The organism is Holosporales bacterium (assembly GCA_031263535.1).
Classification (GTDB): Bacteria; Pseudomonadota; Alphaproteobacteria; order UBA3830; family JAIRWN01; genus JAIRWN01.
On sequence record JAISFO010000025.1, the window covers coordinates 1 to 11550 of the forward strand.

10 protein-coding genes and 3 tRNA genes are annotated in these 11550 nt (G+C 45.6%); 5 read left to right on the top strand and 8 right to left on the bottom strand.

Annotated features, from left to right (window positions below; translation table 11 throughout):
* Nucleotides 1-44: 44 nt before the first annotated feature.
* The 4 genes from LBL30_02920 to LBL30_02935 all read right to left on the bottom strand — a co-directional run bounded on the left by LBL30_02920 (nucleotide 45) and on the right by LBL30_02935 (nucleotide 5247).
* Entirely contained in the window at nucleotides 45-668 is a 624-nt protein-coding gene (locus LBL30_02920; protein MDR1032049.1) for an Rpn family recombination-promoting nuclease/putative transposase, read from the bottom strand.
* A gap of 148 nt (nucleotides 669-816) precedes the next feature.
* On the bottom strand, nucleotides 817-3270 hold the full coding sequence (gene infB / locus LBL30_02925; protein MDR1032050.1) for a translation initiation factor IF-2: 2454 nt from the start codon (nucleotides 3268-3270) through the stop codon (nucleotides 817-819).
* Between the two features lie 9 nt (nucleotides 3271-3279).
* Nucleotides 3280-4788 (bottom strand): transcription termination factor NusA, encoded by a 1509-nt coding sequence (nusA, locus tag LBL30_02930; GenBank protein ID MDR1032051.1) that lies wholly within the window; start codon nucleotides 4786-4788, stop codon nucleotides 3280-3282.
* A gap of 9 nt (nucleotides 4789-4797) precedes the next feature.
* Nucleotides 4798-5247 (bottom strand): ribosome maturation factor RimP, encoded by a 450-nt coding sequence (locus LBL30_02935; GenBank protein ID MDR1032052.1) that lies wholly within the window; start codon nucleotides 5245-5247, stop codon nucleotides 4798-4800.
* A 173-nt stretch (nucleotides 5248-5420) separates the two neighbouring features.
* Between LBL30_02935 and LBL30_02940 the strand changes: the two genes are divergently transcribed.
* Nucleotides 5421-5506: transfer RNA gene (locus LBL30_02940), tRNA-Tyr, on the top strand.
* A gap of 95 nt (nucleotides 5507-5601) precedes the next feature.
* Here LBL30_02940 and clpP read toward each other — a convergent pair.
* The 3 genes from clpP to LBL30_02955 form a co-directional block, all read right to left on the bottom strand.
* Nucleotides 5602-6219 (bottom strand): ATP-dependent Clp endopeptidase proteolytic subunit ClpP, encoded by a 618-nt coding sequence (gene clpP / locus LBL30_02945; protein ID MDR1032053.1) that lies wholly within the window; start codon nucleotides 6217-6219, stop codon nucleotides 5602-5604.
* Nucleotides 6220-6223: 4 nt separating this feature from the next.
* Nucleotides 6224-7546, bottom strand: coding sequence for a trigger factor (gene tig, locus LBL30_02950; protein ID MDR1032054.1), 1323 nt, complete (start codon nucleotides 7544-7546; stop codon nucleotides 6224-6226).
* Nucleotides 7547-7581: 35 nt separating this feature from the next.
* A tRNA-Leu gene (locus tag LBL30_02955) sits at nucleotides 7582-7666 on the bottom strand.
* Nucleotides 7667-7840: 174 nt separating this feature from the next.
* On the opposite strand from LBL30_02955, the gene LBL30_02960 reads away from it, so the two are divergent.
* From LBL30_02960 to LBL30_02975, 4 genes are all read left to right on the top strand, one after another.
* The gene (locus tag LBL30_02960; GenBank protein MDR1032055.1) at nucleotides 7841-9115 is read left to right on the top strand and encodes an MFS transporter; all 1275 of its coding nucleotides are present in this window, start codon (nucleotides 7841-7843) and stop codon (nucleotides 9113-9115) included.
* A gap of 41 nt (nucleotides 9116-9156) precedes the next feature.
* A tRNA-Val gene (locus LBL30_02965) sits at nucleotides 9157-9231 on the top strand.
* A gap of 154 nt (nucleotides 9232-9385) precedes the next feature.
* The gene (locus tag LBL30_02970; GenBank protein ID MDR1032056.1) at nucleotides 9386-10420 is read left to right on the top strand and encodes a hypothetical protein; all 1035 of its coding nucleotides are present in this window, start codon (nucleotides 9386-9388) and stop codon (nucleotides 10418-10420) included.
* Complete coding sequence (locus LBL30_02975; protein MDR1032057.1) at nucleotides 10395-11006, top strand: type II and III secretion system protein; 612 nt, start codon at nucleotides 10395-10397, stop codon at nucleotides 11004-11006. The genes LBL30_02970 and LBL30_02975 overlap by 26 nt, the downstream gene beginning before the upstream one ends.
* Nucleotides 11007-11234: 228 nt before the next feature.
* On the opposite strand, the gene LBL30_02980 is transcribed toward LBL30_02975, so the two are convergent.
* A complete protein-coding gene (locus LBL30_02980) occupies nucleotides 11235-11396 on the bottom strand; it encodes a hypothetical protein (GenBank protein ID MDR1032058.1) in 162 nt (53 codons plus the stop codon).
* Nucleotides 11397-11550 lie beyond the last annotated feature (154 nt).

Consider the following 11550-nt stretch of genomic DNA (forward strand, 5'->3'; position numbering starts at 1 on the left):
TCGCCTTTGCCCGACCGGCCTACCTCCGGCTATTCCACCGCAGCTTACAAATAACACTCTCGTGTTAAGTGAAAATCTGTGCTCGCTCTCACTCCTCCACTGATTTTGCAGGTCGCACGATCTTTCAAAAACTCTATCCAGAACGTTAATGGGCTGTTCTGGTCCATCTTCTTCATCTTATTTAGCTCAATGAACTGCATCTCTAACAGGTTCGTAATAACCTCGTTACTAACGTCATCTTTCAGATATGCTTTGCGCCAGTAACGCTTATCTGCATGAAACAGCGTGAAATTCATTATTGTGATAGACACAGTTCTATTCAGATTATGGTAATCCGCACCCATCTCAAGCTGACCACCAAATAGCTTAGACCAGTAAAACAATGCTCTGCCTTTAATATCCAGATTGTTCTTGCGCTGCATTTCTACGTCTATTTGCTCACCGGCATCTGTAGTGGCTACTATATCCATACGTACCCCTTTTTCACTCCTGTAGTCTTTAGAGGGCTCGTTACTAGTTATGACTACAGACTTGATAGGAGATTCAGGCTTAATTGCACAATTTAGAAAATGAATAAGCGGCCTTGTGTCTCTGGGATTGGCAAAGATCATCTTAAAGATAATGTCATTCGTCGGCAAAACCTTCAGGTCTGACTTTTCAGCTTTCATCACATGCTCTCCTCAACAAGGATATTGTAGCATATTTCCTTTTTAATGCATACGGATTGCAGCAAGCTTCCGTAGACAGATGTAAGACTCACAGAAAGGCAGTATTAATGTTTTAGTATCAAAACAGCATTCCCAACTGCCACGAAAACTATTGCAGTTTTCTTTCGATTTCCTCAATGATGAAGCACTCTATGTTATCGCCTTCACGAATGTCCTGGTAACTTTCGATCCCAACACCGCATTCGAATCCTTCTCTGACTTCCTTGACTTCATCTTTAACTCTCATAAGCGAGGACAGCTCTCCTTTATGGATCACAATATTATCGCGCAGTACCCGAACCTTTGCTCCACGCTTGATAAGACCAGACACAACCATACAACCAGCAATTTTGCCGACTTTCTTGATACCAAACACTTGGCGCACTTCGGCTGTGCCGAGGTTTTTCTCTCTAAGTTCTGGCGCCAAAAGTCCGGATAACTTGGCGGTTATTTCATCAACCAAGTCATATATTATTGAATAGTATTTTAGGCTTATAGAGCTTTGTTGAGCAAAATCTCTTGCCTGGGCGTTTGCTCGTACATTAAACCCGATAACTACAGCGTCTGAAGCTTTGGCCAGCGATACGTCGCTTTCGGTTATTTCGCCCACGCCAGAGTGCAAGACCCTGATTGCAACCTCATCATTCGACAGCTTTTGCAGGCTAAAAACAATCGCCTCAATCGAGCCTTGAACATCGGCCTTTATCACCAAAGGAAGCTCTTTGACTCCATTCTTTGTTACTAAATCATCAAACATCTGCTCAGCAGACACGTTGCTGGCGCTAGCGGCCGTAACCGCATGTACAGCGGCTCGGCTTTTCTTGTCACGATACGCGGCAATCTCACGCGCCTTGGCTTCGTCATTTAGCACAACGAAATCAGACCCCGGGCTTGGAACCCCGTCAAAGCCAACTACTTCGACCGGCATAGAGGGCAAAGCCACCTCTACCTTGTTGCCGAGATAATCGGTCATGGCGCGAATGCGTCCGGCAAAACTTCCGGAAACAAATATATCTCCGCGCTTTAATGTCCCTTTTTCAACCAAAACAGTGGCAACTGGACCTAGTCCCCTTTCCTGGCGAGACTCGATAACAACGCCTTCGCCACTTCTGTTGGGATTAGCTTTAAGGTCAAGCATCTCTGCCTGAAGCAAAATCGCCTCTGACAGGTCGCTTAACCCTTTGCCGGTCTTGGCCGAAACTTCGACTGTAACAACATCGCCGCCAAGCGACTCTGCCACTACCTCGTGACGCAGCAAGTCTTGCTTCACTTTGTTTGGGTCCGCATTGGGTTTATCGACCTTGTTGATCGCCACAACAATGGGTACCCCAGCGGCGCGAGCGTGATTGATGGCCTCTATGCTTTGCTCCTTGACGCTGTCATCTGCCGCTACAACCAAAACCACTACGTCGGTTATATTGGCCCCGCGTACACGCATCTCAGTAAACGCCTCATGACCAGGAGTGTCTATAAAGGTAATCTTGCGTGCGTCTGGCATTTGTACCTGATAAGCGCCTATGTGCTGAGTGATACCACCAGCCTCCTTAGCGACAATATCGGTTTTGCGAAACGCATCAAGCAGCGAAGTTTTACCGTGATCAACGTGTCCCATAACCGTCACAACAGGCGCGCGAGGCAGCATTTGATCGGCCTCATCCTGTTCGCCATGAAGGCCTTCTTCTATGTCTGATTCACTAACTCGTTTAGCTTTATGGCCAAGCTCAGACACCAAAAGCTCGGCCGTATCGCCATCCAACACCTGATTCACGGTTGCCACAACGCCAAGTTTCAGCAAAGTCTTTATAAGCTCGCCGACTCGTATAGCCATTCTGTTGGCAAGTTCTTGAACCTCGATCAGCTCTGGGATAATGATCTCTCGGGCGACTTTCTTTGATTCATCCCCACCCAAGCCAACAGAAATAAGCCGCTTGGCTTTGTTCCTAGCCCGACGTACTGCGGCCAAAGACCTTATGCGATCTTGTTCTTCGGCCAGCGCGTCATAGATGGACAGTTTTTTTTGTCTACGCCCACCAAAGCTATCTTCTTCCTTTGGCGACTTCTTGATTGTTTTTTTCCATGCGTTCTTAAAATCTGCCCCGCCGCTCTCTTCATTGTCAGCATTCCTCGCACCTAAACGCTTAGTAAAATCCGGCGAAACAGAAGAAACATCGCGATCCTGCTTATCCTCTTGATTTTCGTCAATATTAGCGGCATGTAATGCATCTGTTTGGGTTGAGCTTTCTGGTGCAGCGGAAACCCGTCCCTCTTCCTTGCGTTCTTCTGCTTCTTTAAGGGCCTGAAGCCTTGATTCAAGCTCACGTGCAGTTAGATGATCTTTGGTCGCTTCTTCGTGTGCCTTAACAGCACCAGCCCCAAACTGAAAGTTGTTAGCCTGAGGCGTTTCATCATCAGCCTTCCTGACAAGCCCTCGGCGTTTTTTTACTTCTACGGCAACTGTTTTTACACGCCCGCGATTAAAGCTTTGTTGGATATGCTCAACACCGGCGGTTTTTACTTTACCGCTTAGATTTAGAACAAGCGTTTTTTTTACTTCTGTGCTCATGTGCCCTAATCATTTAGCTTCAGCGAACCACGGTTCTCTGGCCTTTAGTATAATGGTGTCAGCAACCTCTTTTGACAACTGCAAGCCTTCTGCCAACTCTATAAGCTCATCGCTGGCCAACCCGGCCAAATCATCAAGTGTCTTAACATCGGACTTAACCAGCTTGACGGCAAGCTGCATCTGCATGCCGTCTATATCCAATATGGCTGCTTCGCCGCCCAAATCAAGAAACTCTTGCTTAAGCTCAACATTACGTTTTGCGACAAACTGGATGGCGCGATCCTGCAACTCCTTAGCCACAGTTTTGTCAAATCCTTCGATTTCGGCGATTTCCGACGGATCCACTTCGGCCAGTTCTTCCAGAGAGTTAAAACCCTCTGCCACTAGCAAATGAGCAATAACGTCGTCACAATCAAGCGCATCCATAAACATTTGGGATTTTTCGTGATATTCACGATTCTTACGCTCAGAGTCTTCGGATTCTGTGGAAATGTCTATTCTCCATCCAGTTAGCTGACTGGCTAGCCTTACGTTCTGGCCACGGCGACCTATCGCAATGCTAAGCTGATCGTCAGGTATGACTACGCCAAATGTCCTTTGGTCAGGATCAATAACAACCTTAACAACCTCAGCAGGCGCCAGCGCATTGACGACGAAAGTGGCAGGATCTTCGGACCAAGGCACTATGTCGACTTTTTCACCTTGAAGTTCTTGCACTACCGCCTGAACTCGAACTCCGCGCATTCCTACGCAAGACCCTATGGGGTCAATAGATGAATCACGTGAGTAAACTGCGATTTTGCCCCGACTGCCTGGATCGCGGGCTACGGCTTTGATTTCGATTACTCCATCATAGATTTCTGGCACTTCTTGCCTAAAAAGCTTAGCCATAAAACTGGGATGCGTTCTTGATAACAATATCTGCGCCCCGGTGTCACAACGACGAACTTCCTCAAGATATGCGCGAATCCTGTCGCCTACGCGGAAGGCTTCCCGTGGCAAAAGACCATCTCGGCGCAGAACGCCTTCGCCATGCCCAATCTCAACAACGACTGAATTAAAATCAGCTTTTTTAACAACGCCGCTGACAACTTCGCCTACTCGATCCTTAAATTCTTCATATTGTTTCTGGCGCTCAGCGTCGCGAACCTTCTGACTGATCACCTGCTTAGCAACCTGAGCAGCAACTCTATTAAAATCAATCAAGGGCAGTTCATCATGGATCTCCTGCCCTATGGAAAGTTGCGCGTCTATAAGCTTTGCATCAGCAAGGCCAATTTGTTTGTAGGTATCCTCAACTTCCTCCACCACTGTACGCACACGATGCATAGTGATATCGCCGCCGTTTCGGTCAATATAAGCGCGAACATCGTACTCATCCCCGTACTTGGCTCGTCCGGCTTTTTGTATAGCCTCCTCCATCGCCTCAAGAATCAAATCTTTAGCAAGATCTTTTTCTCTTGCAACGCTGTCAGCCATCTGCAGCAAATCAGGTCCGGAAATCTGGGCCTTGTTCATATAAAAACCTCAAAACTCATCTGTCTTTAATCTTGCCTTTTTTATATTACTGAACGGCAACTCTATTGTCTTTTGCTCTGTTTTTAAGCACAGCAATATATTTGGCATACTTTCACCCTCTTTAACAGCAACAATCGTTCCGGTAAATTTCTTGCGGTCAGATATGGGCGACAGCACCTCAATCACTGCACATCTGCCGATAAACCTGGCAAAGTGCTCAAGTTTGGTCAAAGGCCGCTCTATGCCAGGTGAACTTACGTTTAACCTGTATGAACTGTTTATTACATTTTCGACGTCCAGTAAAGCAGAAACGACCCGACTTGCCTTTGTACAATCAGACACAGTTATGGTCACCTCATCCAGGCGCTCGATTAATACTTCTACAGTAGGGTTTATTTTACTGCCAGACACGACAACATCGACTATATCGTATCCACGCGATTGCAGCGATCCGCTTATTATTGACTGTATTTTTTTCAGCAGTGCTCATATTGACCGATGTCATGTAAGTACAGGCAGGTTAAACGCCATCAACGACAAAGTACAGAGGGGCTGAAAACAAGCCTAAATCTAAACCGAGCGCCGCGCCCGTTGACAAAATATCATTGATGACTTATCTCTTGCTTTGCCCTGGAGGGGTGGCCGAGTGGTTAAAGGCAGCAGACTGTAAATCTGCCGGCGTAAGTCTACGTGGGTTCGAATCCTACCCCCTCCACCAAAGCATTTGTCGGATTAATCTAGCTAAATCTGATTGTACTTAGCTAAAACCTAATGTGTTCGTGTAGGTCTGTAATTTTACTACAACGAAGGCTTTTAAAGTTTTACTGCCAATTTGCGGCTGGTAAACACACTGTCGATAAGGCCGAAAGTAACGGCCTCTTCGGGGGAAAGGAAATTGTCGCGGTCCATGGCACGCTCGACCACTTTAAGCGCTTGGCCAGTATGTTTGGCGTATACTTCATTAATACGAGCCTTGGTCGCCAAAATTTCCTTGGCATGAATCTCAACGTCAGCAGCTTGACCGCGAAAACCGCCTGAAGGTTGGTGAATCATAATACGAGAATTGGGCAGACAATGCCGCTTGCCTTTAGTCCCAGCTGTCAACAACAACGCCCCCATAGAGGCCGCTTGTCCCATACATATCGTTACAACATCCGGCTTTATGTATTGCATAGTGTCATAAATAGACATCCCGGACGTTACTACCCCTCCAGGAGAGTTAATGTACAAAAACACATCTTTCTCAGGGTTTTCTGCCTCCAAAAACAAAAGCTGGGCACAAATCAGCGACGCAATCTCGTCCTCAATTGAGCCTGATAAAAAGACGATTCTTTCCTTCAGCAACCGCGAGTATATGTCAAAGGACCGCTCGCCTCGACCTGTTTGTTCTAAAACTACCGGAACCAAGTAATGTGCGCTTGTTTTGTCCATATCATTAACCCTTTCTAACCTTCTTTGCCGTAGTATCGTAATCTTCGGAAAACTTTATAACCTCCGCGGGGGTAACCTCTTTCTCAGCGGTATTAGCCTGCGACAACATGTATTGTATCACTTTGTCTTGAAAAACATGAAATTTTACGGCGCGAAGCATTTGATCGTTCGATATGCAATAATCATACATGGATTTTTTATCTGTTCCGTACGACCTGGCCATTTTCTCGATCGCGGCTTTTATTTCATGAGGCTGCTCGGAAATCTTGTTTAGCTTGCCAATTTCCTCCAGCACAAAGCCGACTTTTACGCGCTTTTCGGCTATATCCATGTATTCCTGTTGAAGGGCTTTATTTTCGGATACAGGCGTTTGAGACGATTTTTGTACCTGCGCCCACAGGTTGTTAAACTCATTTTCAACGATTGGTTTAGAAACTGGAAAATCACACTTGGACGCTAACCAATCAAGTACTTGGCGTTTGGTCTCAAGCCAAGCTTGATCAGCGTAATAGCCTTCCATTTCTTTAAGTATAGTTGACTTCAGCTCATCTTCGGCTTTACCGGCGGCTTTGGCAAGGCTTGTAATATCATCGAATTGCGAGCGAACCTTTATTCCCTTAACATTTACGTTGTAGTCAATCTTAGTTCCAGCAAGCTTATGCCCCCTGGGCAGAGTCACCGTAAACTGAATCTTATCTCCTTTCTTTTTGCCAATAAGATGCTCGTCAAACTCACGCTCATATATGCTTTGACCGATAACCGCTTTGGCGTCGCTGTATTTTTGAGGCTTATCGCTTTTTCTGTGCGAGCGTATTATGCATGAGAATTCAACCAAATGGCCATTTTGGGCGGTTTCTTCGGCTGAGGTATCGACCCAATTTGGGTAACGCTTTTTAAGGTCATCAAGAGACCTTTTGGCATCCTCTTCGCCTATTTTGATCTTATAAGTAGTAACCTTCATCTTAGACAAATCCGACACATTTATGGTTGGTTGAGTTTCGATCTCAACCTCCACCGCCAGGTCGCCAGCCTTTTCATCGTAGTTTGGGGTGACTTTAGGCTTAAGCCTAAAATCTATTTTAAACTTATTCACGATTTCTTCTATCGCCTGGTAGGCGCTGGCGTTAATCTGCTCAGCCAACGCGTCGCTGTAGTAGTTGCGTTTGATTACGTCCAGAGGGGCTTTGCCTACCCTAAAGCCTGCAATTCTAGCTTTTTCGCCTATCTTCCTTAGGCGTTCGTCAACTTTTTGGCTAATAAATTCCGCGGGAAATGTGACGTTGTAGACCCGGTTAAGGCCGTCTTTACTTTTTTCAACAATCTTCATAGATCAAGCTCTTTGTTCACACTATACGCCACCGCTGGTGCGGACGGAGGGACTTGAACCCCCAGGACCTAAGTCACTAGATCCTAAGTCTAGCGTGTCTGCCAATTCCACCACGCCCGCTTCAAAGCCATTCAACAGTAAATACACTAATAAACCCTAAAGATAAACAGGCGATTGGAAAGTGCATAAAATACTTAGCATTGATGCGTGAGCGCCTGATCACCTAAAACGCTTTTACCGCGAGGAAGTTTACTGTATCCTGCCACTTTCATCTAAAAATATTAAGGACTGTAAATGACAACCAAAACAGGCTGGAAAAGCATATTTATAAGCTCGCTGGGCAATATCCTTGAGTGGTTTGATTATGCTATTTTTGGGGCATTTTCAACGATTATTGCTAAAAACTTTTTTCCAAATAGCACTGAAGAATATTTCGCTCAATTTTGCACTTATGCGGTTTTTGCCGTCGGGTTTATAGGGCGCCCCATTGGCGGCGTAATTTTTGGCCATATAGGTGATGTATATGGGCGTAAAAAGGTTTTATTTTCCTCAATTTTGCTTATGGCCGTATCCACAGCAGCCATCGGAATCTTACCGACTTATTCTGAAATAGGCGTGCTATCGCCCATAATGCTGGTGTTAATGAGGCTGTGTCAAGGACTGGCGATCGGAGGGGAATATACCGGAAGCATGGTTTACACTGTAGAGCAAGCAGCCAAGGGCCGTAAAGGCCTAAGCGGCAGCTTTTCTGAATTTGGGTGTATATGTGGAACTTTGTTAGGCGGGCAGCTAACCGTTATTATCCTAACCTCTGTCATTGGCAGAGAAGCCTTAGAGGCTTGGGGGTGGCGGATTCCGTTTTTAACCGGAGTTCTGATAGCAATATACGCCTTTTATGTAAAAAAGAATATTCAAGAATCCTTTACAGCACGGCCAAACAAACGTGCAGACAAAATCCCATTAGTTATGGCGTTTAGATCTTATTGGTCGCAATTACTGGCGGCCTTTTTCTCTACCGCGTTTTCCGGCGTGTCGTTCTATATCGTTCTTGTATTCCTGCCTAATCATATGTTTGCTTATGACGGTTTGGACGGCATCAACATGGCGTTCATCTTCAGCGCGATTACTAATACAATTATGGTTCTGTTTGTTTCTTTGTTCGGTCATATCAGCGATAAGGTTGGCTGTAAGCCGATTATGCTGGCCGGTATCATTGGGGTGATGCTTATGAGCTATCCGATGATAGAGCTGTCGAAGGGTGGCTTTAGTTATCTTTACTTAATATTTCAGGCGTTGTTTGGAGTCTCGCTTGCAGCTTTCTATGGACCTAGATCGGCGTTTATGTCCGAAGTATTCCCTCGTCAAATACGGGTTACGGCCGTATCGCTAGTAGTAGGGCTGAGCCAGGCTATATTTGGCGGTAACACACCGTTTATTGCAACCTATATACTATCGGCAACCGGAAATATTTCATATGTAGCGGTCATGTTGATAAGCGTCTGTTTGCTGGCGATCTTAGGTGTATGCAAACTTGGCGCTTTAGGGTCAAAACCCCTTGCAAAAACTTAAAGTTTAGTTTAACCGTCTTTGAGCATCAATCTGCTTCGCATGGGTGATTAGCTCAGTGGTAGAGCATCTCGTTTACACCGAGAGGGTCGGCGGTTCGAATCCGTCATCACCCACCAAGTATTTGGTTTTAACATGATAATTAGCGCAATTGAGTGTGGCAGACTTAAAGCCGATTTTTAACTTGCCTTGGTTAGTAGAATTTAATATATATTTAACTAAATATTTTTAAAATTCATGCGTTGTGTGTTAATAGGCTGCTGCGCCTTTATAATGGCTGGGCTCAGTGGCTGCAGTAAGTATCTCAACACTACCGAGTTTGATAAAAAAGCTATAACTCGCAAAGGAATATCCGATTTGCTTAGCCCACCTGACAAATATGATCAGCCATCTCCATACATCCCTGTCAAAAGCATTCTGCCTGTTGATGCACCAATAGACGCAAGGTTTCACAAGAAAGTATCACTGTGCCTCACAGAAGGAGCCCCTTTGGGCAGCACGCTGCTTGAAATCGCCAAGCAACTTGGAATCAGCCTTATCATCTCATCTCAGATAAACTCACCAGTTGACTTCACCGCTCAGGATAAAGAGTTTATAGAGGTTATCGAGGACATCTGCGATATAGGAGACCTGAGATATACCATCAAAGGCAGAACTGTTCGGATAGAGCCGGATACTGCCTACCTCAGAATCTATAACTTACAGTTTTTATCCATGTCCAGACGTGGCAGCAATGCAGTCTCAACCACAACAGACATATTCGCCAAATCATCCGATCAAGTTGCTTCTTTAAACGGCTCCAACAGTGCAATACAAGGGGAAAGCTCGGTAGATTTCTGGCAAGAGCTTGAGTTGACGCTTAACTCTATCATTGGTCAAAAGGATCAAATCTCACTTCATAAGCAAGGTGGGTTGATTTCAGTCAGGGCAACTGCCAAGCAGCACAAGATCATCGGCGCTTATATCAACGCCCTGAAGGCGACGGCTACTTCGCAAGTGTTGATAGAGGCCAAGGTCCTGGAGGTAACGCTTAACGACAGGTTCAAAAGCGGCATAGACTGGCAGAGCGGAAGATCTAGTTTGATCTTCGGCATGCCGACCGGTGCGAGTGTGCAAGACTCCTCCGTCAATGTGAAGACTGGCGACGCCAACTTGTACACCTTTGGCCAGGCGAGCAGGAATATCTCTAGCATCATAAAGTTCATAGAGGGCTTTGGCAGTGTCAGGACCTTATCTAATCCCAGAATAACCGTTATGAACAATCAAACTGCGGTGCTGAAAGTTGCGAAGAACGAAGTGTTTTTTTAAAATAGAATTTGAACGCTATCAAGCCAATCAGGCAAACAGTCAAGAGCGCGTGAATGTCAGCAGCAAAATACAGACTGTACCAATTGGCATTATTGTGACAGTACAACCGGCTGTTAACCTTGAGACTGGCGATGTGATTCTTACGATCAGGCCTACAATATCTAGGGTCACGAACGTTAAGCGAGATCCGGCGGTATCTATAATTGCAAGTAATATAAATGGCGATAAGGCTAATACTGCTGTGAACAGTGCGCTGAGCAACAGTATATGCTCGGAAATTCCGGTTGTGGAGGTCAGAGAGATGGATTCGATTCTGAAGGTCAAATCTGGCCAAGGGATAGTAATGGGCGGCCTGATGCAAGAGAATACCAATCGCAAGGACTTTGGGATTCCTGGCACGTCCAATATACCGATTATTGGCGATATTACCCGAGGCCGCAGCCGAGACAGCGAGGTTACTGAGCTAGTCATACTCCTGCGGGTGCATATAATGCCGCAAGACAATCAGAACATAGACGCTGCGGACAAAAGACTCCTCAATTCCTACTCCAACGACCCTAGACCTATTAATACAATACCAAATTAGTCTAGTAGTAGAGTGCTTTTAGACTTTTTCAAAACCTGCCTACGTTTTGATAAATGTGCGATTAATCTGCAGTCTATTAACCGGCATATGATTTTTGAAGTGGCTTGTGGTGTGCCGCTGTTTACTTTTTGGCAATTATATGCCCGCAGACATTTTGTGCATAGAAATGGAATGCCCAGGATCTGTTTAGGCTTGAAAGTGGATCCTGGGCTAAGAGGCAAGCGAGGTCTACATTGGTTTGTATGGCGGTGGTATTATCATAAATCTTGCAAAGCGATTGCGGGCTATTTCTTGAGGATTGCTGCCTGTGCCGGGATGAGTTTGCGTATAGAAATCAGCAAGCCCTGGAAACAGCGGATATTTCGCCTCTGGATCACGTTTAGCAGGCATACCAAGCTCTTCCAAGAAAGCGTAAACAGAGCCTGCGAGTCTTGCGTCAGCAAGCCCAAGCTAGATGAATCCAAGTACTGCTTAGGCTATAGACAATTTACAGATCCATAATGATGCCGAAGCGAGTGGAAAATTTCTTGTGAAACAAATTCAT